The organism is Pseudomonas sp. Pseusp21 (genome assembly GCF_059492145.1).
In genome coordinates, this window is record NZ_CP168520.1 from 5,153,958 (window position 1) to 5,174,938 (window position 20,981).

Here is a 20,981-nt window from a genome sequence, read left to right on the forward strand (position 1 = left end):
ACAGAGGAAAGCGAAATGACTGACAAGCCTGGTTACCGCCGCCCGCAGGAAGGCACCCAGCCGCCGTACCTGCACCCGACCTATCAATCCACCAATCTGCGCTCGCCTTCCAAGCCGTTGGTGTTTCTGCCGCATTCGCTGTCGGAAATCACCGGCCCGACCATCGGCGCCGAGCGTGTTGCCGAAACCGACAACGATTTGACCGCCCAGCATCAGGGCGAACCGCTCGGTGAGCGGATCATCATTCACGGGCGTGTGCTCGACGAAGACGGTCTGCCGGTGCCGGGGATTCTGGTGGAGATCTGGCAGGCCAACGCCGCCGGTCGCTACAACCATGCCCGTGACCTGCACGACGCACCGCTGGATCCGAACTTCACCGGCACCGGCCGCACCGTGACCGACGCCGACGGCTGGTATCAGTTCCAGACCATCAAGCCCGGCGCCTATCCGTGGGGCAACCACCACAATGCCTGGCGTCCGGCCCATGTGCATTTCTCGCTGTTCGGGCCGAGCATCCTGACGCGCCTGGTCACGCAAATGTATTTCCCGGGCGACCCGCTGCTGGCCTACGACCCGATCTACAACTGCGTGCCGGACACCTCGGCCAAGGAACGCCTGATCGCCGCTTTCGATCTGGAAAAAACCATTCCGTCCTACGCCCTCGCTTATCGCTGGGACATCGTGCTGCGCGGCCGCGAAGCCACGCCGATGGAGAAATGAGATGACCCTGACTGCGACCACGTCCCACACCGTCGGGCCGTATTACCACATCGGCCTGACCTGGCTGAACCGTGAAAACCTCGCCAACGAACTGACCCTCGGCCAGCGCGTGGCGATCACCGGGCAAGTGGTGGACGGCAACGGCGATGTCGTCAACGACGCCATGCTCGAAGTCTGGCAGGCCAACGCCGCCGGCAAATATGACCACCCGGAAGACGAGCAGGCCAAGCCGCTCGACCCGAATTTCGAAGGCTTCGGCCGGGTGCCGGTGGATGCGGAAGGGCGCTTTCGTTTCACCACCATCAAGCCGGGCACGGTTGAAGGCCTCAAGGGCTCGACCCAGGCGCCGCATCTGGTGGTGCTGGTGTTTGCACGCGGGTTGGTGAAGCACTTGCTGACGCGGATTTACTTCGAGGGCGATCCGGCGAACGTCAATGATCCGCTGCTCGAATGCGTACCGGCCGAGCGCCGCGATACGTTGCTGGCGAAGCCGGATGCGGCGGGTGTCTATCAGTGGAATGTGATCCTGCAGGGCACTGATGCCGAGACGGTGTTCTTCGATTACTGAACCGGATACTGATCGTTCCCACGCTCCGCGTGGGAATGCATACCGTGACGCTCCGCGTCACATTGGACGCAGAGCGTCCATGGCGGCATTCCCACGCGGAGCGTGGGAACGATCAGAGATCGGGTCTGGCTGGTGATCCAATGTGGAACGGGGCTGTTGCAAAGTGTGTCTAGACTCTCACTGTCCCTATCGAGTGAAAAACAATGACAACCCTCACCTCCCATTACACCGGTGAAGAGCGCAGCAAGCGCATCTTTGCCATTGTCGGCGCGTCGTCCGGCAACCTCGTCGAATGGTTCGACTTCTACGTCTACGCCTTCTGCGCGATCTATTTCGCCCCGGCGTTTTTCCCCTCCGACAACCCCACGGTGCAGCTGGTCAACACGGCAGGCGTGTTCGCCGCCGGGTTCCTGATGCGACCGATCGGCGGCTGGATTTTCGGCCGGGTCGCGGACAAGCACGGGCGCAAGAACTCGATGCTGATCTCGATCCTGATGATGTGCTTCGGCTCGTTGCTGATCGCCTGCCTGCCGACCTACAAGGACATCGGCGTCTGGGCGCCGCTGCTGCTGTTGTTCGCGCGTCTGCTGCAAGGCCTGTCGGTGGGCGGTGAATACGGCACCACCGCGACCTACATGAGCGAAGTCGCGCTCAAGGGCCAGCGCGGGTTCTTCGCCTCGTTCCAGTACGTGACCCTGATCGGCGGGCAACTGCTGGCGGTGCTGCTGGTGGTGATCCTGCAACAGTTCCTCTCTGAAGAAGAATTGCGTGCCTACGGCTGGCGGATTCCGTTCGTGGTCGGTGCGGCCGCCGCGCTGATTTCGCTGTTCCTGCGTCGCTCGCTGAAAGAAACCACCAGCAAGGAAATGCGCGAGAACAAGGACGCCGGCAGCATCCGTGCACTGTTCCGCGATCACAAGGCTGCGTTCATCACCGTGCTCGGCTACACCGCCGGCGGCTCGCTGATTTTCTACACCTTCACCACGTACATGCAGAAGTACCTGGTGAACACCGCCGGCATGCACGCCAAGACCGCCAGCTACATCATGACCGGCGCGCTGTTCCTGTACATGTGCATGCAGCCGCTGTTCGGCATGCTCGCCGACAAGATCGGCCGGCGTAACTCGATGCTCTGGTTCGGCGGCCTCGGCACGTTGTTCACAGTGCCGATCCTGCTCAGCCTGAAAAGTGTCGGCAGCCCGTTCCTGGCCTTTGTGCTGATTACCGTGGCGCTGGCGATCGTCAGTTTCTACACCTCGATCAGCGGTCTGGTGAAAGCCGAGATGTTCCCGCCGGAAGTCCGCGCCCTCGGCGTCGGCCTGGCCTATGCGGTGGCCAACGCGATTTTCGGCGGTTCGGCAGAATACGTGGCCCTGAGCCTCAAGGCTGGCGGAATGGAAAACGCGTTCTACTGGTATGTCACGATCATGATGGCCGTGGCGTTCCTGTTCAGCCTGCGCCTGCCCAAAGAAGCGAAGTATTTGCACCACGACCTTTAAACCGATGCGCGCGGGCCACACCGGCCCGCGCCGGCAAGGACTGTTTATGACTCAGCGACCGGGCAATCAATTGTTCGATGCCTACTTTACTGCCCGCGATATGCGCGACGTGTTCTGCGATCAGGGCCGGGTGCAGGCGATGCTCGACTTCGAAGCGGCACTGGCCCGGGCCGAAGCGCGGGTCGGGTTGATTCCGGCGGGTGCTGTCGCGCCGATTGAAAATGCCTGCCGCGCCGGGCTGTTTGATTTCGCCGCACTGGGCGAGGCGATTGCCACGGCCGGCAATTCGGCGATTCCGCTGGTCAAGGCCTTGGGCAAACAGATCGCCGCGACCGATGCCGAAGCCGAGCGCTATGTACATCTGGGTGCCACCAGTCAGGACGTGATGGATTCCGGGCTGGTGCTGCAATTGCGTCAGGCGCTGGAATTGATTGAAGGGGAGCTGGCGCAACTGGCTGACTCCCTCGCCACTCAGGCGCCGCGCCACGCCGCGACGCCGCTGGCCGGACGTACCTGGCTGCAACATGCGACGCCGGTGACGCTCGGCATGAAGATCGCCGGTTGGCTCGGTGCGATCACGCGCAGCCGTCAGCGTCTGCGCGAGCTCAAACCGCGACTGCTGGTGCTGCAATTCGGCGGCGCGTCCGGCACCCTCGCGGCGCTCGGCGAACAGGCGTTGCCGATCGCCCGGGCGCTGGCCGAAGAACTGAATCTGACCCTGCCGGAACAACCGTGGCACACCCAGCGCGATCGCATCGTCGAGTTCGGCGCGGTGCTCGGTCTGATCGCCGGCAGCCTCGGCAAATTCGGCCGCGACATCAGCCTGTTGATGCAGACCGAAGCGGCGGAAGTGTTCGAACCGTCGGCGCCGGGCAAGGGCGGTTCCTCGACCATGCCGCACAAACGCAATCCGGTGGGCGCGGCGGTGTTGATCGGCGCCGCCACCCGCGTTCCGGGGCTGGTCTCGACGCTGTTCAGCGCCATGCCCCAGGAACACGAGCGCAGCCTTGGTCTGTGGCACGCCGAATGGGAAACCCTGCCGGAAATCTGCTGCCTGGTGTCGGGCGCACTGCAACAGGCGCGGCTGCTGGCCGACGGTCTGGAGGTCGATGCCGCGCGCATGGCCCGCAACCTGGAACTGACTCAAGGCCTGGTGCTGGCCGAAGCAGTGAGCATCGTGCTTGCGCAACGGGTCGGCCGCGACACCGCGCATCATCTGCTCGAACAATGCTGCAAACGAGCGGTGGCCGAACAGCGCCATCTGCGAGCGGTCCTCGGTGACGAACCGCAGGTGACCGCCGAACTGAGTGCAACCGAACTGGATCATCTGCTCGATCCCGCCCATTACCTCGGCCAGGCACAGGTCTGGGTCGAGCGGGCAGTGGCCGAACACAACGCATTGTCTGACTGAAAGGAGAGGGCTGTGGCTTTCGTTCAACTCGCCGATGGCGAACTGCATTACACATTGGAAGGCCCGGTCGATGCGCCGGTGCTGGTGCTGTCGAACTCGCTGGGCACCGACCTGCACATGTGGGACGTGCAGATGCCGGCCTTCACCGAACATTTTCGCGTGCTGCGTTTCGATACTCGCGGGCACGGCCAGTCGCTGGTGACGCCGGGCCCTTACAGCATCGAGCAACTGGGCCGCGACGTGCTGGCGTTGCTGGATGCGCTGCACATTGAACGCGCGCATTTCTGCGGTCTGTCGATGGGCGGCCTGATCGGCCAGTGGCTGGGGATCAACGCCGGCCAGCGGTTGAACAAACTGATCGTTTGCAACACCGCGGCAAAAATCGGCGATCCGTCGGTGTGGAATCCGCGCATCGAAACCGTGCTGCGCGACGGTCCGGCGGCGATGGTCGCGTTGCGCGATGCATCCATTGCCCGCTGGTTTACCCCGGACTTTTCCGCCGCCAATCCGGCAGCCGCGAAGCAGATCACCGACATGCTGGCCGCGACCAACCCTGAAGGTTACGCCGCCAACTGCGCAGCGGTACGCGATGCGGATTTCCGTGAGCAGTTGGCGTCGATCACGGTGCCGCTGCTGGTAATCGCCGGTACCGAAGATGCGGTGACGCCACCGTCCGGCGGGCACTTCATCCAGGAGCATGTGCGCGATGCCGAGTACGCCGAGTTTTATGCGGCGCACCTTTCCAACGTTCAGGCCGGCGACGCGTTCAGCGACCGTGTGCTGACATTCCTGCTGGCTGACTGAAGGAGGATTTTCGTGGACGAGAAACAACGTTACGACGACGGCATGCAAGTGCGCCGCGCGGTGCTTGGCGACGCTCATGTCGATCGCAGCCTGACCACGCTGACCGAGTTCAACTCGGAGTTCCAGGAGATGATCACCCGTCACGCCTGGGGCGACATCTGGACCCGCCCGGGCCTGCCACGCCACACCCGCAGCCTGATCACCATCGCCATGCTGATCGGCATGAACCGCGAAGGTGAACTCAAGTTGCACCTGCGGGCGGCGGCCAACAATGGCGTGAGTCGCGGCGAGATCAAGGAAGTGATCATGCAGAGCGCGATCTACTGCGGGATTCCGGCGGCGAATGCGACGTTCCATCTGGCCGAATCGGTGTGGGATGAGCTGGGTACCGAATCCCGGGATTAACGGCGACTGAGCGGACGCCATCGCTGGCAGGCTAGCTCCCACAGTGAAATGCGGTCCATTGTGGGAGCTAGCCTGCTAGCGATGGCGGTATTTGCCGCGCCGATTCAAACCTTGGCGACAATGAAAATCCGCTTGAACGCAAACAACGTATGTCCGTTTTTCTCCTGCGGATAATGCGCGTGCACCCGCATCAGGTAGTGATAAATGAAGCGCGCCTGTTCCTCTGACGTCAGTCCCTGCATCACCGGCCGCAGCGCCGACACCTTCACCCAGTCATAAACCGGCGATTTACCGTCGACCACCTGCAATTGCTCTGTTTCCCAGATATCCAGTGACTGGGTCAGCGGGGCCAGCAGCCGGTAGTAAGCCTCCAGCGACAACAACGGCCGCGCGGCCATGCGCTGGCGCAATTGTGCAGTGCCGATGGGGCGACCGCAGGGTCCGGCGTCGTCGAGGGTGTCGAGCATCAGCTGATACCACAGCGCATCACGCCAGTCCGGCATGTGCGCGGCGAGGCACCCGCCAGGGTTGAGGTGGCGAAGCAGTCCCGGCAACAGCGTTTGATGGTCATCGATGAAATGCAGCACGGCCGCGGCGAACAACAGGTCGGCCGGCTTGCGGGGTTTCCAGTGCTGCAGTTCGGCGTGTTGCCAGCGCGCCTTGATCGGCAGGCAACGGGCGACCTCAAGCATGTCTTTCGAACTGTCGATGCCTTTGATATCTGCCTGCGGCCAGCGATCGGCCAGAACCTTGGTGGCAATCCCGGTGCCGCAACCGAGGTCATAAATGCGCTGAGGATTGTTCAGGTCGACACGGCCGAGCAATTCATCGACCGGTTGTTGTCTGAGACGGGAAAACTGCTGGTACGCCCGGGCATCCCAGTCAGAGCAGGGCTTGCCCGGCGTTTCGAGTTTTACGCTCATGAGGTGATCCTCTCTGGCGAGTTAAAGTTGTCTTCCGATGACGTTGAGCGCTTTCAGGACAACGGCTACTCCTTTGCGTGTATCGCTGTCGTTCAACAGTTTGAGCAGTGCAACGGCGCTTGGTGCCTGGTGGTGCGCAGCGACTTCAGCCTTCGCCAGACGCAGAGCATTGGCCATCTCCCAACTGCAGGCTGCCGCCTGTTCGACCAGCAAGGACAGCTTCTCCACCATGGCTTCGTCCAACAGGTCGACCAGATCCGACAGCAGGGAAAGCAGATCGATAATGTTCTCCAGCCGTCCGCCATCAATCAATGGCTGTAGTTTGGCCATCAGGGCGGTGTAGCCGGGTGTGGCCGACAGGGCTTCAGACTCTTTCATCAGCAATCACTCCTCCCTGTGCAGGGTCAAAGCATTCCACGGGCCACCGCCCAGTACAGACCGCGATTGAAGCTGTTGCGCAGCAGACCCCCGAGTTTGGTCGGTGGCGTCGGCAGTACGTCACGGCTGTAGTCGTACCAAAGCGGCATTCCGGCATTCAGGCCCATTTGCGCAACGGCCTGAACGCGACCGTCATAGGCACTGATGGGGTGCCCCAGACGGATTTCGGCGGCGATGTTGTTGGCGATCACCGGTGCCTGGTTATGGCAGGCGCCTCCGGCCTTGCTCACTGGCAGGTCAACGGTGTCGCCGATCACATAGACCCCCTCATGGCCATAGACCTGCAGCGTTTCGTGGTTGGTCGGCAACCAGCCTTCGTTGTTGGGTGCCTTGGAAATTCCGGACTCCAGCACCGCATCCACGGCGCGGATCGGCGGGGTTGCCATCAGGATGTCGAACTGTTCGTCCGCGCCTTCATGGGAGTAGGCGATTTTTGCGTCGGGATCGACCTGGCTCAGAGTGAAACCGCGCCGATACTGGATGCCCGCTTTGTCGAAAATGCCCGGCAGGATCTCTCCGGTCGGGCGTTGCAGGAACAGACAGTTGCGCAACAGCTGGGCGGTAGTCGGGTAGGTGTAGATGATCTCCACGTTCTTGCGAACACCACGACGGCACAGAAAATCATGCAGCATGAGTGTCGTTTCTACCGGAGCAATACCGCATTGGTGCGGCACATTGGGAGTCTGCGGAAAAGACACGGTAATGAAAATCCGACCTTTTTCAATCGTGCTCAGACGTTGCGCCAGTTGGCGCGCCGGTTCGTATTGATAGAAATGGTCGCCGGCCTCTTTCAACCCTTCGATGCGTTCCGGAGCGGGTACACAACCGGTGGCGATGACCAGAAAGTCGTAGACAAAAAACTTGCCGCTATGGGTTTTGAGGCGCTGGTTGTTGAAGTCGAACCGTATGACCTTTTCAACCTGAAAGTCGATTTCAGGGCGCAACAACGAGCGTTCCGGGCGTTTGAGTTCTTCTTTGAAGAACTGGTTGAACGCCACGTACATGAACGCAGGTTTGTAGTAATGATCGGGGGATTCCGACAGGAGGATGATCGAGACTTCGTCGCGCAGGAGTTCGGGATACAGCTTGCCGACCAGTTGATTGGCCAGCATGGTTCCGCCTACACCGCCACCGACGATCACTATTCGCTTTTTCATACCTGACCTCCATGGTCAAGGTGTGCTTCGCGTACGGCATCCGGAGATAACGGAAGGTAAATGACTCCTACTGCAGGCTGGAGAATAAAAAGTACCGCTTAAATGTAACCGGGTCTTGGTGGCTTGCCAGACTCAAATGACCAGCGGTCAAAGACGGCGCTCGCTGGGAGCGCCGTTTTCACAGTCACAGCAAACTGATCGGATAACTGATAATCAGGCGGTTCTCGTCGAACTCGTTGTTGCTGAAGTCGCGGCGCATGGTCGAGTTGCGCCATCTGACGTTCAGGTTCTTCAGCGCGCCGCTCTGCACGGTGTAGCCCAGTTCCGATTCGCGGCCCCATTCCTTGCCGTCGGTGATGGTGCCGGTGTGCACGTTGTCGCCGCTGATGTAACGGTTCATCAGGGTCAGGCCGGGGATGCCCAGGGCAACGAAGTTGTAGTCGTGGCGGACCTGCCAGGAGCGTTCCTGCGCGTTGTCGTAGCTGGCGTTGTAGCTGTCGTTGGCCAGGGTGCCGCCGCTGGTGCCGTTGACGCGCATCCAGGCGCTGTCGCCGGTGAGTTTCTGCAGGCCGACGTAGAAGGTGTGGCCACCGTATTTTGCGGAGAACATCCCCGACCAGGTCTTGTTGTCGAGTTCGCCGGCGCGGGCGCTGCCGTCGTCCTTGCCGTAGAAGAAACCGAGGTTGGCGCCCAACGTCCAGTCGCCGAGCGGCTGGCTGTGGATCAGGTTGACGTATTGCTGGCTGTAGATGTCCTTGAGCTCGGCGTTCCACAGGCCGATCTGGGTGCGCTTGTCGTTGAACACGTATTCGCCGCCCTGAAAGTTGAAGCGATCGGAGGTGAACGCGGCTTTGCCGGTCATCGACATGTCGCTCATGCTGCTGTCGTCGCGCGGGCTGTTGGCGCGGAACTGGCCGCCGTAGAGGGTCAGGCCGTCGATTTCCTTCGAGGTGATCTGGCCGCCGCGAAAGGTCTGCGGCAGCGAGCGGCCGTCGTCCGAACGCAGGATCGGCAGCACCGGCATCCACTCGCCGACCTTCACTTCGGTTTGCGACAGTTTGGCTTTGAACGCGACGTTGGTGCGGCCGAAGTTGTCCGCCGGGCGTCCGTCATGATCCAGCGGCAACAGTTGCGTGCCGCCGGTGCCTTTGCCGCCATCGAGCTTCACCGAGTACAACCCCAGCACATCCAGACCGAACCCGACGGTGCCCTGGGTGAAACCGGATTTGGCGTCGAGGATGAAGTTCTGCGTCCACTCTTCAGCCTTGCCCTGAGCCTTGGTCGGGTTGGTGAAGTTGCGGTTGATGTAGAAGTTGCGCAGGTTCAGGTTGACCTTGGCCCCGTCGATAAAACCGGCTTCTTCAGCCGCAGCGGGCAGCGCGATGCCGGCCAGGGCGAGGGCGATCAGACCGGGAAGTGCGTAGGGCGCAGGGGAGGTTGTCATGGGCTCGGGTCTCTCTTGTTTTTTTGGGGCAAACGGGGGCGCTGCGGCCGTTTTTCAAGGCGCAGACATTCGATGGATTCAGAGGCGAAGCGGCGGCGATCAGCCGGGAGGAGCAGGGCGCGGGAGCATGGTGTCGAACCTGTTGTTATTGGTTTTGTGGCTTGAATGGTGCGGGGCGCGGGCGAGGCGATTCAATCGGCGAAAGTGAAATTTGGGCGATTATCGAACGCAAGATTTGCGGGCAACAAAAAGCCCACCAAACGGTGGGCTTTTTGTATTCAGCAGATGATCAGAACAACTTCATCTTCGGCGCTTCTTCTTTGAGCGGCTCGTTCTGCGCGGTCTGCGCATTCCAGCCACCGCCCAAGGCCTTGTACAGGTTGACCGCACTGGTCAGCTGCGCGAGGCGGTCGGTGATCAGCGATTGTTGCGCGCTGAACAGCTGACGCTGGGCATCGAGGAAGGTCAGGTTGCTGTCGACGCCAATACGATAGCGACGCTCGGCGAGGCGGTAGTAATCCTGGTTCGCCTGAACGAAGTCCCGCTGGGCCTGCAACTGCTCGGTGTAGGTCTGGCGCGCGGCCAGGCCGTCGGCGACTTCCTGGAAGGCCGTTTGAATGGACTTCTCGTAGTTCGCCACGCCAATGTCCTTCTGGATCTTGGCGTAGTCGAGGCTGGCGCGCAGGCTGCCGGCGTTGAAGATCGGCAGGTTGATCTGCGGCTGGAACAGCCACGTGCCCGAACCACCCTTGAACAGGCCGGACAGGTCCGGGCTCAGGCTGCCCGCGTTGGCGGTCAGGCTGATGCTCGGGAAGAACGCTGCACGGGCCGCGCCGATGTTGGCGTTGGCGGCCTTCAGGTTGTACTCGGCCTGCAGGATGTCCGGACGACGTTGCAGCAGATCCGACGGCAGACCGGCCGGTACGTCGGCCAGCAGGTCATCCGACAGCGGCTTGGCCGCTTGCAGGTTGGCCGGTATGCCGGTGCCGAGCAGCAGGGTCAGGCTGTTTTCGTCCTGGGCGACCTGGCGGGTGTAACGCGCCAGTTGTGCCCGGGCGTTTTCCACCGAGGTGCGTGACTGCGCCAGGTCCAGCGCCGAGGCCACACCGACTTCGTTGCTGCGACTGGTCAGCTTGTAGCTTTCCTCGAAGGCACCGAGGGTGTCCTGCGTCAGCTTCAGCAGTTCCTTGTCGGCCTGCCAGGTCAGGTAGGCGTTGGCCACGCTGGCCACCAGGCTGATCTGGGTGCTGCGGCGCGCTTCTTCGGTGGCGAAGTATTGTTGCAGCGCTTGTTCGCTCAAGCTGCGAACCCGACCGAACAGGTCGAGTTCGTAGGCGCTGATGCCGACGGTCGCGGAGTAGGAGCTGGTGATGCTCGACTCGCCGGTCTGCGACGCACGGGCCGGAACCCGCTGACGGCTGCCACTGGCATTGGCCGACACGGCCGGGAACAGGTCGGCGCGCTGGATGCGGTATTGAGCCGCGTAGGCGTCGATGTTCAGCGCCGCGACGCGCAGGTCGCGGTTGTTTTCCAGGGCGACCTGGATCAGCTGCTGCAGGGCCGGGTCATGGAAAAACTGCTTCCAGCCCTGTTCGGCAGCGGCCTGCGCCGGTGCCTGGGCCGGCGAGTACGCCGGGCCCTGCGGGTATTGGCCCGCCACCGGTGCTTGCGGCTGCTGATAATCCGGTATCAGCGAGCAACCGCTCAGCACGAAGGCGGCGACTGCGATGGAGAGTAGCGACTTGCTCATTGGCCAGCCTCTTTAGGAGTTTCTATGGCGTCATCCTTGCCAGCGTTTTTGCGCTGACCCATGGACGACACAGTGACGAAGAACAGTGGAACCCAGAATATCGCCAGGATCGTCGCGGTGAGCATACCGCCAATCACGCCGGTACCGATCGCGTGTTGACTGCCCGAGCCTGCGCCGGTGGAGATAGCCAACGGTACAACACCGAGGACGAAGGCCAGCGACGTCATGATGATCGGTCGCAGACGCATGCGGCAGGCTTCAATCGCCGCATCGCGCAGACTGCGTCCCTGCTCGTGCAATTCCTTGGCGAACTCGACGATCAGAATGGCGTTTTTAGCCGCCAGACCGATGGTCGTCAACAGACCCACCTGGAAGTACACGTCGTTCGACAGACCGCGCAGGCTGGTGGCCATCAGCGCACCGATGATCCCCAGCGGAACCACGAGCATGACCGCGATCGGAATCGACCAGCTTTCATACAGCGCCGCCAGACACAGGAACACCATCAGCAGCGACAGGGCGTACAGCGCCGGAGCCTGCGAACCGGACAGTCGTTCTTCGTACGACAGACCGGTCCACGAGATACCCACACCGGCCGGCAGTTTCTTGGCAATCGCCTCGACTTCGGCCATCGCTTCACCGGTGGAGTAACCCGGCGCCGGGGCACCGAGGATCTCGACCGCTTCAACGCCGTTGTAACGCGCCAGCTTCGGCGAACCGTAGATCCACTCGCCCTTGGCGAACGCGGAGAACGGAACCATGGTGCCGGCGGCGTTGCGTACGTACCACTTCTTCAGGTCTTCCGGGCTCATTCGCGAGTCTGGCCGGCCCTGCACGTACACCTTCTTCACCCGACCGCGGTCGATGAAGTCGTTGACGTAGCTACTGCCCAGCGCAATCGACAGGGTGTTGTTGATGTCGGAGATGGTGATGCCCAGGGCACTGGCCTTCTCGTCATCGATTTCCAGCTGGAACTGCGGTTCATCGTTCAGACCGTTCGGACGGACCTGCGTGAGCACCTTGCTCTGCGCGGCCATGCCGAGGAACTGGTTGCGTGCAGCCATCAACTTCTCGTGACCGATACCGGCGCGGTCCTGCAGGAACACGTCGAAACCGGTGGCGTTACCCAGCTCCAGTACTGCCGGCGGGGCGAAGGCGAACACCATCGCATCGCGGAAGCTGAAGAAGTGCTGCTGGGCGCGGGCGGCGAGTTTGAACACGCTGTTGTCGGCGTTACGTTCGTCCCACGGCTTGAGCATGATGAACGCCATACCCGAGCTCTGGCCACGGCCGGCGAAGTTGAAGCCGGTCACGGTGAACACCGAGGCTACTGCGTCGCCTTCACCGCCGTCCTTGGTCGGACGCAGCAGGAATTCACGCATTTCATCCACCACCACCTGAGTACGCTGGGCACTGGAACCGGCTGGTGTCTGCACCTGGGCGAACAGAACGCCTTGGTCTTCTTCCGGCAGGAACGCGGTCGGGATGCGGGTGAACAGCCAGATCATGCCGACCACGATCAGCAGGTACGCCAGCAGATACGGCGCCTTGCGCGACAACATGTTGCCAACACCGCGCTCGTAGCTGTTGACGCCACGGTCGAAGTTGCGGTTGAACCAGCCGAAGAAACCTTTTTTCGGCGTGCCGTGCTCACCGTGCGGAATCGCCTTGAGCATGGTGGCGCACAGCGCCGGGGTGAAGATCAGCGCGACCAGTACCGACAGCGCCATGGCCGACACGATGGTGATCGAGAACTGCTTGTAGATCACACCGGTGGAGCCGCTGAAGAATGCCATCGGCAGCAACACCGCCGACAGCACCAGGGCGATACCGACCAGGGCGCCCTGGATCTGGCCCATGGATTTTTTGGTCGCTTCCTTCGGTGACAAGCCTTCTTCGCTCATCACCCGCTCGACGTTTTCCACCACGACAATGGCGTCGTCCACCAGCAAGCCGATGGCCAGCACCATGCCGAACATGGTCAGGGTGTTGATGCTGAAACCGGCCGCTGCGAGGATGCCGAACGTACCGAGCAATACCACCGGCACGGTCATCGTGGTGATGACGGTGGCGCGGAAGTTCTGCAGGAACAGGAACATCACCAGGAACACCAGCGCAATCGCTTCGACCAGGGTGTGAACCACGCCTTTGATCGACTCGGTCACCACCGGGGTGGTGTCGTACGGGAACACCACTTCCATGCCTTGCGGGAAGAACGGCTTGAGGTCGTCAATCGTCTTGCGCAGTGCCTTGGCGGTGTCGAGAGCGTTGGCGCCGTTGGCCAGTTTCACCGCCAGACCGGACGCCGGGCTGCCGTTGAACTGGGCGCTGATCGCATAGTTCTCGCCACCCAGGCCGACGTCGGCGACGTCTTTCAGACGGACCTGAGAGCCATCCTTGTTGACCTTGAGCAGAATCTCTTTGAACTGCTCGGCGGTCTGCAGACGGGTCTTGCCGATGATCGTGGCGTTCAGCTGCTGGCCCTGCACGGCAGGCAAGCCACCGAGCTGACCGGACGACACCTGGACGTTCTGCGCCGCAATCGCGGTTTTCACGTCGACCGGGGTCAGGTTGAAGTTGTTCAACTTGGCCGGGTCGAGCCAGATGCGCATTGCGTACTGGGCACCGAAGACCTGGAAGTCACCGACACCGGCGGTCCGCGAGATCGGGTCCTGCATGTTCGACACGATGTAGTTGGACAGGTCGTCCTTGGTCATGCTGCCGTCACGCGACACCACGCCGATCACCAGCAGGAAGTTCTTCACTGCCTTGGTCACGCGGATACCCTGTTGCTGCACTTCTTGCGGCAGCAGCGGGGTGGCCAGGTTCAGCTTGTTCTGGACCTGGACCTGCGCGGTGTCGGAGTTGGTGCCTTGCTCGAAGGTCGCGGTGATGGTCATGCTGCCGTCGGAGTTACTTTCCGAGGACACATAACGCAGGTTGTCGATACCGTTGAGCTGCTGCTCGATCACTTGCACCACGGTGTCCTGAACCGTCTGTGCCGAAGCACCCGGGTAGGTCACGGAGATCGCAATGGCCGGTGGCGCAATGCTCGGGTACTGGTTGATCGGCAGCTTCAGGATCGAAAGTGCCCCGACCAGCATGATCACCAGGGCAATTACCCAGGCGAAAATCGGACGGTCGATGAAAAATTTTGACATGGATTACTCCCCTTTGCCGCCGGCGGCTTTGTCAGCTGCCTGAGCGGGGGCCGGGTTCTTTTTGCCGACGTTGGTCGCTTCGGTCGGTTTGACCTCAACACCCGGTTTGACGAATTGCAGCCCTTCGGTGATCAGACGATCTCCGGCCTTCAGGCCGTCTTCGATCAGCCACTGGCTGCCGACGGTGCGGCTGGCCTTGAGCTGACGCAGCTCGACCTTGTTGTCCGGACCGACGACCAGCGCAGTCGGGGTGCCCTTGAGGTCGCGGGTCACGCCTTGCTGCGGCGCGAGGATCGCGGCGCTGTTCACACCGGCCTGCAACTGCGCGTGGACGAACATGCCCGGCAGCAAAGTGTGGTCGGGGTTCGGGAACACGGCGCGCAGGGTCACGGAACCGGTGGTCTGGTCGACCGACACTTCGGAGAATTCAAGCTTACCGTCGAGTTTGTACTGGCTGCCGTCTTCGAGGGTCAGCTTGACCGCAGCGGCGTTGTCGCCGGCCTTCTGCAGACGACCGCTTTCCAGTTCGCGGCGCAGTTCCAGTAGTTCCACCGAGGACTGGGTGACGTCGACGTAGATCGGGTCCAGTTGCTGGATCACGGCCATCGCATCGGTCTGGCCGCTGCTGACCAGCGCGCCTTCGGTCACCGAAGAACGGCCGATGCGACCGGAGATCGGTGCGTAGACCTTGGTGTAACGCACGTTGATCTGCGCGCTTTGCAACGACGCTTCCGATTGCAGGCGGTTGGCTACGGCGGTGTCGTATTCCTGACGGCTGACGGCCTGCTCGTCGACCAGTTGCTTGTAGCGGTCGGAGATCGACTTGGTCGAACGCAGGTTGGCTTCGGCGCTTTTCAGGGTCGCTTCATAGACCGACGGATCGATCTGATACAGCTGTTGGCCGGCTTTGACATCGCCGCCTTCCTTGAACAGACGCTTGAGAATGATGCCGTTTACCTGTGGACGAACTTCGGCGATTCGGAACGCGCTGGTGCGGCCCGGCAGTTCGGAAGTCAGGGTAAAGGCTTGTGGTTGCAGGGTGACGACGCCGACCTGAGGAGGTGGTGCGGCGGGAGCCGCCTCTTCCTTTTTACATCCGCTGAGCAGCGATGCCAGGGCGACGGCAGTGACCAGAGCGGTAACAGCTGGCTTGAATTGCATGAAGATCCTCGGGTCAGGCGCGCGAAAAGCGCACAAGAAGTGTGGAAGGGTAAAAAAGGGTTACCGGGTGGATAAGTAGCTTGCTAATGAATATACTTACGTTCATGGTTGTTTGTAAACACCTTGGCGTCGTATCCATCCTGTTACAAAAGTCGTCGCAAGGTCTGAAATTGTAGGCCGGGGAGCCGATCCGCGAGAGATCGACCCTTTTTTATTCAGCGGATATTCAGCCATCCCTGAAACATCCTGTTTGAGGTTTTACTGCCATGGTCCGTCGTACCAAAGAGGAAGCTCAGGAAACGCGCAGCCAGATTCTCGAAGCGGCCGAGAAAGCCTTCTATGAGCGGGGCGTGGCGCGCACGACGTTGTCGGATATCGCAACCCTGGCGGGGGTGACGCGAGGTGCCATCTACTGGCACTTCAGCAACAAGGCCGATCTGTTGCAAGCCATGCTCGATACTCTGCATGAGCCGCTGGACGAACTGGCCAAGGCCAGCGAAAGCGAGGACGAACCTGATCCACTGGGCTGCATGCGCCAATTGCTGATTCATTTGTTTCATAAAGTTGCACTGGATCCGAAGACCCGGCGTATCAACGAAATTCTGTTTCATAAGTGCGAGTTCACCGATGAAATGTGCGATCTGCGTCAGCAGCGCCGGACCGCCAGCCTCGATTGCAATGTGCGGATCGCGCTGACATTGAGTAATGCGGTCAATCGTGGACAGTTGCCGGCGGACCTCGACACCGCCCGGGCAGCCATCAGCATTCACGCCTATATCGACGGCCTCCTTTATGGATGGCTCCTGGCGCCGGACAGCTTCGATCTGTACGCCGAGGCGGAGCGTTGGGTCGATACCGGGCTGGACATGCTGCGCTGGAGCCCCAGCCTGCGCAAATGAAACAAAATTCGTTATTGGTCCGTGGGTGTCAACCGTGATGTTGAAAATGAACGGTGCTTCACGCACGGTGCGGTAATGGGCTGTTTTTATATACGCACGTTCACTTGATTGACAGATTGCTAGCTCAGTATTTTGTAGGAATTTTGTGTCTGGAATGTGAGAGAGGGTAAGTGCCAGACAATCAATCCTGACGTGACCCCCTATTGGAGCTGCGTCAGACCTACGATAAACAAAAAGCCCCGACTATTAAGAGCCCAGGGCTTTTTTCGTATTTCTGTAATTGACGAATGCTATCGGTAGTCGATGTGGCCGACCGTGGAGCATCCTTGAGTGCATACCGCTTTACGATCAAAGGGATCTTTTTACTTGAATGGTTGCGAACTAAGTAATCTCGGTTCACAACAGCCCAATAATTGGTTATACGGGCGGTCGTGCTTAACCTAAGTTGATCACTATGGCATAGCTATAAGGACGAGCGGACTGGTGCCGGGTTATATGAGATTTGACGGTGAGTGGTTCTTTACCAATAGAACGAACGTTATGTTCGCGGTTGGGGATTATTTTCGTGTCAAAGGCGAACGGTTCATAGGGAGCCGTTAACTTTACTGAGGTTGTGAAATGAAAGGCTTGCTTTTCACCGGAGTAAGTAAACGCATGTCCGACGGGAGTTGATCTTCGCCGTTTCGCCCCACCAGAAAGCGCTGGAGGCTTACTGCGTAGTATGAACTGCATGTATTGCCAAGGGTGGATGACCAGATCCTCTCCTTGGAGTCCACTGGTATCCCAGCTGCATTGAGTGAGTGAAAATGTTTCCGAAGTTCCATTGTAAATATTGATTAGAATACTGTTGTTGCCTTCGTGTTTAATCGTATTCCAGGTTTTTTCTTCCTGTTGTTGAGCTTTTTTGATAACGGTTTGAAATTCGTTTTCAAGTTCTAAGTGAGTAGTAGTCTTGGTGTGTTCGTCGTCGGTGATGTTGGAAAGCACAGTGCCTAATATACTGGCGGCGACTGGGCTGATCAAGTAAGTTGAGCTTGACAGAATGGAGGTTAGAGTAGTGTTTTCAAATGTTTTGATTTGAGTTTCTTCATGATTGTTTTCGTCTTTTGAAATGGTGTCGTTTGTTGTGTCATTCATGACGGTTTCTCTTTTTGTTTAGTTGGAGGGTGCGAAAATAACAGTGCCAAGGTCGAAGTGCATGCGATCTATGTAATGGTTTATTTCGCAAGTAGTCGCCCCCCTGATAAACAAAAAGCCCCGGCTCTTGCGAGTCCGGGGCTTTTACATTGCAAGGCGTAGTGATTACAACGTTGGGTAGTCGATGTAGCCGACCGGGCCCTTGCCGTAGAACAGTTCTGGACGCGGTTCGTTCAGCGGAGCATCGGCCTTCAGACGGGCCGGCAGATCCGGGTTGGCAATAAACGGGATGCCGAATGCCACGGCGTCAGCCTTGCCCTCGGCCAGCCACGCGTTGGCGCTGTCCTTGGTGAAGCGCTCGTTGGCAATGTAGGCGCCGCCGAAGGCTTCCTTCAGTTGTGGGCCGAGGCTGTCGGCGCCTTCTTTCTCGCGGGAGCAGATGAACGCGATGCCACGCTTGCCCAGTTCGCGAGCGACGTAGGTGAAGGTTTCCGCCAGGTTGTCGTCGCCCATGTCATGGGAGTCGGCGCGCGGAGCCAGGTGCACGCCGACACGGCCGGCGCCCCAGACTTCGATGGCCGCGTCGGTCACTTCCAGCAGCAGGCGTGCACGGTTTTCCAGGGAGCCGCCGTAGTGGTCGGTGCGCTGGTTGGTGCTGCTTTGCAGGAACTGGTCGAGCAGGTAGCCGTTGGCGCCGTGGATTTCCACGCCGTCGAAACCGGCGGCCTTGGCGTTTTCTGCACCGACGCGGTAGGCGTCGACGATGTCGGCGATTTCAGCGTTTTCCAGTGCGCGCGGGGTTGGATAGTCGGCCAGCGGGCGAACCAGGCTGACGTGGCCTTTAGGCTGGATGGCGCTCGGTGCAACCGGCGTTTCGCCGTTCAGGTACGACGGGTGGGAGATCCGGCCGACGTGCCACAGTTGCAGGACGATCTTGCCGCCGGCGGCGTGAACGGCCTTGGTCACGTTGGTCCAGCCGCGCACTTGGTCGTTGGACCAGATGCCCGGGGTGTCCGGGTAGCCGACGCCCATCGGGGTCACCGAAGTGGCTTCGCTGAGGATCAGGCCGGCCGAGGCGCGTTGTACGTAATACTCGGCCATCAGCGCGTTCGGTACGCGGCCTTCGTCGGCGCGGCAGCGGGTCAGCGGCGCCATGATGATGCGGTTGGACAGCTCGAGGTCGCCCAGTTTGATCGGATCGAAAATTGTTGCCATGAGATACAACCCTCGTGAGGTAAGTGAGTGAATCAGTTAGCGGTGGCCAGCTCGGGATTGCCGTTCTGGCGGAATGTGATCAGGGTCACCAGCAGCGCGAGAACCGCAAGCGCTGCAGCGGCGAGAGGCACGCTGGTCAGGCCGTAGCCGTGGGCGATGACGCTGCCGCCGACCCAGGCACCGAGGGCGTTGCCGACGTTGAAGGCGCCGATGTTCAGGGTCGACACCAGGTTCGGTGCGGCCTGGCCGTAGGTCACGACGTTCACTTGCAGAGCCGGCACGGCGGCGAAACACGCGGTAGCCCAGAGGAACAGGGTGATTTCGGTGGGGATCAGGGCGATGCTGGTCCAGGTCAGGACGGTGGAGGTCACGGCCATGGCGATGAACACGCCGATCAGCGTCGCGGCGAGGCCCTTGTCGGCCAGTTTGCCGCCGATGATGTTGCCGACGGTCAGGCCCAGGCCGATGAGCATCAGGGTCCAGGTCACGCCACGGGGCGAGACGCCGGTGACATCGCCCAGCAATGGAGCGACGTAAGTGAACAGGGTGAATACCGAGGCGGCGAACAGCGCGGTCATGCTCAGCGACAGCCAGATGCCGGCGCCCTTGAGGGCGGCCAGTTCGGCACGCATGTCGAGTTTTTCTTCGTCACGCTTGGCCGGCAGGAAGCGGATCAGGCCGATCAGCGCGATCACCCCGATCACGGTCACTGCCCAGAAGGTTGAGCGCCAGCCGGCTTCCTGACCGAGGGCGGTGCCCAGCGGTACACCCAGCACGTTGGCCAGGGTCAGGCCGGTGAACATCAGGGCCACGGCCGAGGCGCGCTTGTTCGGTGCCACCAGGTTGGCCGCCACCACCGAGCCGATGCCGAAGAACGCACCGTGGCAGAGGGCGGTAACCACTCGGGCGAACATCAGCACGTTGTAATCAGTGGCGATGGCGCAGAGCAGGTTGCCGATAATGAAGATGCCCATCAGCGTTACCAGTGCAGCCTTGCGCGGCAGTTTTGCAGTGGCCATTGCCATGAACGGTGCACCAATCGCCACGCCCAGGGCGTAGCCGGTCACCAGCCAGCCGGCACCGGGAATCGACACGCCGAGGTCAGCCGCCACATTGGGCAGCAGGCCCATGATGACGAACTCGGTGGTGCCGATGGCGAAGGCGCTCAAGGCGAGTATGAGTAGCGAGAGGGGCATCGTTTAATCCTTTTGGCTGGCTGACGTTAAGGGTCAGAGCTCTTTGCTGAGGGTGCTGAGGAACGCCTGGATCACGTCCTCGTTGCGTTTGAAAAAGTGCCACTGGCCGGCTTTCTGGCTGCTGATCAGCCCGGCCCGTTGCAGGGTGGCCAGGTGGGCGGAAACGGTCGATTGCGACAGGCCGCAGCGTTGATCGATCTGCCCGGCGCAGATGCCGTACTCGTGGTTGTGGATCTGTTCCGGAAACTGGGCTTTCGGGTCTTTCAGCCAGTTGAGGATGTCTCGCCGTACTGGGTGTGCCAGGGCTTTTATTATTTCGTCGAGGTCAATGTTCATGGCTGGGTGCTCGTGATGTGTGTAGCGCTATATCGCGATGAGGCGAACTTTATATCGGTACTTCGCGATACACCAATATGAATTTGATCTGATGACCGCATAAATCGGTATATCGGGTTATAACGATATGTGAGGTGTAAACAATTGCGGGCGCGGTGCTAAGCTGCGCCCATGAACTATCTCGCACATTTACACCTCGGTGGCCAGCGCCCCGGTCAACTGCTCGGCAGTCTGTATGGCGATTTCGTCAAAGGGCGGCTGCAAGGGCAGTTCGAGCCGGAGATCGAAGCGGCGATTGCCCTGCATCGACAGATCGACGTGTTCACTGATCGCCATCCATTGGTGGACGCTTCACTGGCGCGGTTTTCCACGACTCGCCGCCGTTACGCGGGCATCGTCCTCGACGTGTTTTTCGATCATTGCCTGGCCCGCGACTGGACGCAGTACGCCGACCGTCCGTTGGGCCAATTCACCACCGACGTTTACCGCGTGCTGTCCAGCGAGCGGCAATTGCCCGAGCGCCTGGCGAAGATCGCCCCGCACATGGTCGCCAATGACTGGTTGGGCTCGTATCAGGAGTTCGAAGTGCTGGAGCAGGTGTTGCGTGGAATCTCCCGGCGCCTGACCCGACCCGAAGAGCTGGCGGGGGCGATGGAGGAGTTGCGGCGGTTGTATGAGCCGTTGAGCGAGGACTTTCGTTTGTTCTACCCACAGCTGCAGGACTTTGCCGGCCGGCAGCTGTAGATAGACGTTGCCG

The 20,981-nt window shown here is 60.6% G+C and carries 19 protein-coding genes; 8 read left to right on the plus strand and 11 right to left on the minus strand.

Translation table 11 applies throughout. From position 1 onward, the window contains the following. Positions 1-15 precede the first annotated feature (15 nt). The 6 genes from pcaH (at position 16) to pcaC (ending at position 5,407) form a co-directional block, all read left to right on the plus strand. The gene (gene pcaH / locus ACEN93_RS23390) at positions 16-720 is read left to right on the plus strand and encodes a protocatechuate 3,4-dioxygenase subunit beta (RefSeq protein ID WP_039771426.1); all 705 of its coding nucleotides are present in this window, start codon (positions 16-18) and stop codon (positions 718-720) included. Position 721: 1 nt separating this feature from the next. Further along, entirely contained in the window at positions 722-1,288 is a 567-nt protein-coding gene (pcaG, locus tag ACEN93_RS23395) for a protocatechuate 3,4-dioxygenase subunit alpha (RefSeq protein WP_039771428.1), read from the plus strand. A gap of 203 nt (positions 1,289-1,491) precedes the next feature. Next, entirely contained in the window at positions 1,492-2,787 is a 1,296-nt protein-coding gene (locus ACEN93_RS23400; RefSeq protein ID WP_039771430.1) for an MFS family transporter, read from the plus strand. Between the two features lie 46 nt (positions 2,788-2,833). Continuing rightward, positions 2,834-4,198, plus strand: a complete 1,365-nt coding sequence (locus ACEN93_RS23405) for a 3-carboxy-cis,cis-muconate cycloisomerase (protein ID WP_495610551.1) — start codon at positions 2,834-2,836, stop codon at positions 4,196-4,198. 12 nt (positions 4,199-4,210) lie between these two features. Next, the gene (gene pcaD, locus ACEN93_RS23410) at positions 4,211-5,002 is read left to right on the plus strand and encodes a 3-oxoadipate enol-lactonase (protein WP_134334222.1); all 792 of its coding nucleotides are present in this window, start codon (positions 4,211-4,213) and stop codon (positions 5,000-5,002) included. A 12-nt stretch (positions 5,003-5,014) separates the two neighbouring features. Beyond that, positions 5,015-5,407: a 4-carboxymuconolactone decarboxylase gene (gene pcaC, locus ACEN93_RS23415; protein ID WP_064593983.1), complete on the plus strand. Its 393-nt coding sequence runs from the start codon at positions 5,015-5,017 to the stop codon at positions 5,405-5,407. A 104-nt stretch (positions 5,408-5,511) separates the two neighbouring features. Here pcaC and ACEN93_RS23420 read toward each other — a convergent pair whose 3' ends face one another. The 7 genes from ACEN93_RS23420 to emhA form a co-directional block, all read right to left on the minus strand. Beyond that, a complete protein-coding gene (locus ACEN93_RS23420; protein WP_414882289.1) occupies positions 5,512-6,330 on the minus strand; it encodes a methyltransferase domain-containing protein in 819 nt (272 codons plus the stop codon). Between the two features lie 21 nt (positions 6,331-6,351). Then, on the minus strand, positions 6,352-6,708 hold the full coding sequence (locus tag ACEN93_RS23425) for a DUF1641 domain-containing protein (RefSeq protein ID WP_052266600.1): 357 nt from the start codon (positions 6,706-6,708) through the stop codon (positions 6,352-6,354). A gap of 26 nt (positions 6,709-6,734) precedes the next feature. Next, entirely contained in the window at positions 6,735-7,925 is a 1,191-nt protein-coding gene (locus tag ACEN93_RS23430) for an NAD(P)/FAD-dependent oxidoreductase (RefSeq protein ID WP_495610552.1), read from the minus strand. A 184-nt stretch (positions 7,926-8,109) separates the two neighbouring features. Next, positions 8,110-9,369 (minus strand): OprD family porin, encoded by a 1,260-nt coding sequence (locus tag ACEN93_RS23435; protein ID WP_495610553.1) that lies wholly within the window; start codon positions 9,367-9,369, stop codon positions 8,110-8,112. Positions 9,370-9,658: 289 nt separating this feature from the next. Beyond that, positions 9,659-11,119, minus strand: coding sequence for an efflux RND transporter outer membrane subunit EmhC (gene emhC / locus ACEN93_RS23440; RefSeq protein WP_103386912.1), 1,461 nt, complete (start codon positions 11,117-11,119; stop codon positions 9,659-9,661). Further along, positions 11,116-14,280, minus strand: coding sequence for an efflux RND transporter permease subunit EmhB (gene emhB, locus ACEN93_RS23445; RefSeq protein ID WP_039771443.1), 3,165 nt, complete (start codon positions 14,278-14,280; stop codon positions 11,116-11,118). The genes emhC and emhB overlap by 4 nt, the downstream gene beginning before the upstream one ends. Positions 14,281-14,283: 3 nt before the next feature. Further along, on the minus strand, positions 14,284-15,441 hold the full coding sequence (gene emhA, locus ACEN93_RS23450; RefSeq protein ID WP_039771445.1) for an efflux RND transporter periplasmic adaptor subunit EmhA: 1,158 nt from the start codon (positions 15,439-15,441) through the stop codon (positions 14,284-14,286). Between the two features lie 266 nt (positions 15,442-15,707). On the opposite strand from emhA, the gene ACEN93_RS23455 reads away from it, so the two are divergent. Then, positions 15,708-16,340 carry a TetR family transcriptional regulator gene (locus ACEN93_RS23455; protein WP_039771446.1) on the plus strand — a complete coding sequence of 211 codons (633 nt, stop codon included), beginning with the start codon at positions 15,708-15,710 and terminating at the stop codon, positions 16,338-16,340. Between the two features lie 435 nt (positions 16,341-16,775). Here ACEN93_RS23455 and ACEN93_RS23460 read toward each other — a convergent pair whose 3' ends face one another. The 4 genes from ACEN93_RS23460 to ACEN93_RS23475 all read right to left on the minus strand — a co-directional run bounded on the left by ACEN93_RS23460 (position 16,776) and on the right by ACEN93_RS23475 (position 20,224). Then, entirely contained in the window at positions 16,776-17,477 is a 702-nt protein-coding gene (locus tag ACEN93_RS23460) for a hypothetical protein (RefSeq protein ID WP_414882291.1), read from the minus strand. Positions 17,478-17,642: 165 nt separating this feature from the next. After that, positions 17,643-18,692, minus strand: a complete 1,050-nt coding sequence (locus tag ACEN93_RS23465; RefSeq protein WP_039771448.1) for an alkene reductase — start codon at positions 18,690-18,692, stop codon at positions 17,643-17,645. Positions 18,693-18,724: 32 nt separating this feature from the next. Further along, positions 18,725-19,888, minus strand: a complete 1,164-nt coding sequence (locus ACEN93_RS23470; RefSeq protein WP_011332833.1) for an MFS transporter — start codon at positions 19,886-19,888, stop codon at positions 18,725-18,727. A gap of 33 nt (positions 19,889-19,921) precedes the next feature. After that, a complete protein-coding gene (locus ACEN93_RS23475; protein ID WP_007957866.1) occupies positions 19,922-20,224 on the minus strand; it encodes an ArsR/SmtB family transcription factor in 303 nt (100 codons plus the stop codon). Between the two features lie 171 nt (positions 20,225-20,395). Here ACEN93_RS23475 and ACEN93_RS23480 point away from each other — a divergent pair, with 171 nt between their 5' ends. Further along, positions 20,396-20,968 carry an acyl carrier protein phosphodiesterase gene (locus ACEN93_RS23480; RefSeq protein ID WP_039771450.1) on the plus strand — a complete coding sequence of 191 codons (573 nt, stop codon included), beginning with the start codon at positions 20,396-20,398 and terminating at the stop codon, positions 20,966-20,968. The last annotated feature ends 13 nt before the right edge of the window (positions 20,969-20,981 follow it).

Excerpts from the sequence above, each read along its gene's own strand:
- emhA (WP_039771445.1), bottom strand. The coding sequence starts at position 15,441 with ATGCAATTCAAGCCAGCTGTTACCGCTCTGGTCACTGCCGTCGCCCTG.
- emhB (WP_039771443.1), bottom strand. The coding sequence starts at position 14,280 with ATGTCAAAATTTTTCATCGACCGTCCGATTTTCGCCTGGGTAATTGCC.
- ACEN93_RS23430 (WP_495610552.1), bottom strand. The coding sequence starts at position 7,925 with ATGAAAAAGCGAATAGTGATCGTCGGTGGCGGTGTAGGCGGAACCATG.
- pcaH (WP_039771426.1), top strand. The coding sequence starts at position 16 with ATGACTGACAAGCCTGGTTACCGCCGCCCGCAGGAAGGCACCCAGCCG.
- pcaG (WP_039771428.1), top strand. The coding sequence starts at position 722 with ATGACCCTGACTGCGACCACGTCCCACACCGTCGGGCCGTATTACCAC.
- ACEN93_RS23425 (WP_052266600.1), bottom strand. The coding sequence starts at position 6,708 with ATGAAAGAGTCTGAAGCCCTGTCGGCCACACCCGGCTACACCGCCCTG.
- ACEN93_RS23460 (WP_414882291.1), bottom strand. The coding sequence starts at position 17,477 with ATGAATGACACAACAAACGACACCATTTCAAAAGACGAAAACAATCAT.
- ACEN93_RS23400 (WP_039771430.1), top strand. The coding sequence starts at position 1,492 with ATGACAACCCTCACCTCCCATTACACCGGTGAAGAGCGCAGCAAGCGC.
- ACEN93_RS23455 (WP_039771446.1), top strand. The coding sequence starts at position 15,708 with ATGGTCCGTCGTACCAAAGAGGAAGCTCAGGAAACGCGCAGCCAGATT.
- ACEN93_RS23465 (WP_039771448.1), bottom strand. The coding sequence starts at position 18,692 with ATGGCAACAATTTTCGATCCGATCAAACTGGGCGACCTCGAGCTGTCC.
- emhC (WP_103386912.1), bottom strand. The coding sequence starts at position 11,119 with ATGAGCAAGTCGCTACTCTCCATCGCAGTCGCCGCCTTCGTGCTGAGC.
- ACEN93_RS23480 (WP_039771450.1), top strand. The coding sequence starts at position 20,396 with ATGAACTATCTCGCACATTTACACCTCGGTGGCCAGCGCCCCGGTCAA.
- ACEN93_RS23470 (WP_011332833.1), bottom strand. The coding sequence starts at position 19,888 with ATGCCCCTCTCGCTACTCATACTCGCCTTGAGCGCCTTCGCCATCGGC.
- ACEN93_RS23405 (WP_495610551.1), top strand. The coding sequence starts at position 2,834 with ATGACTCAGCGACCGGGCAATCAATTGTTCGATGCCTACTTTACTGCC.
- ACEN93_RS23435 (WP_495610553.1), bottom strand. The coding sequence starts at position 9,369 with ATGACAACCTCCCCTGCGCCCTACGCACTTCCCGGTCTGATCGCCCTC.
- ACEN93_RS23475 (WP_007957866.1), bottom strand. The coding sequence starts at position 20,224 with ATGAACATTGACCTCGACGAAATAATAAAAGCCCTGGCACACCCAGTA.
- ACEN93_RS23420 (WP_414882289.1), bottom strand. The coding sequence starts at position 6,330 with ATGAGCGTAAAACTCGAAACGCCGGGCAAGCCCTGCTCTGACTGGGAT.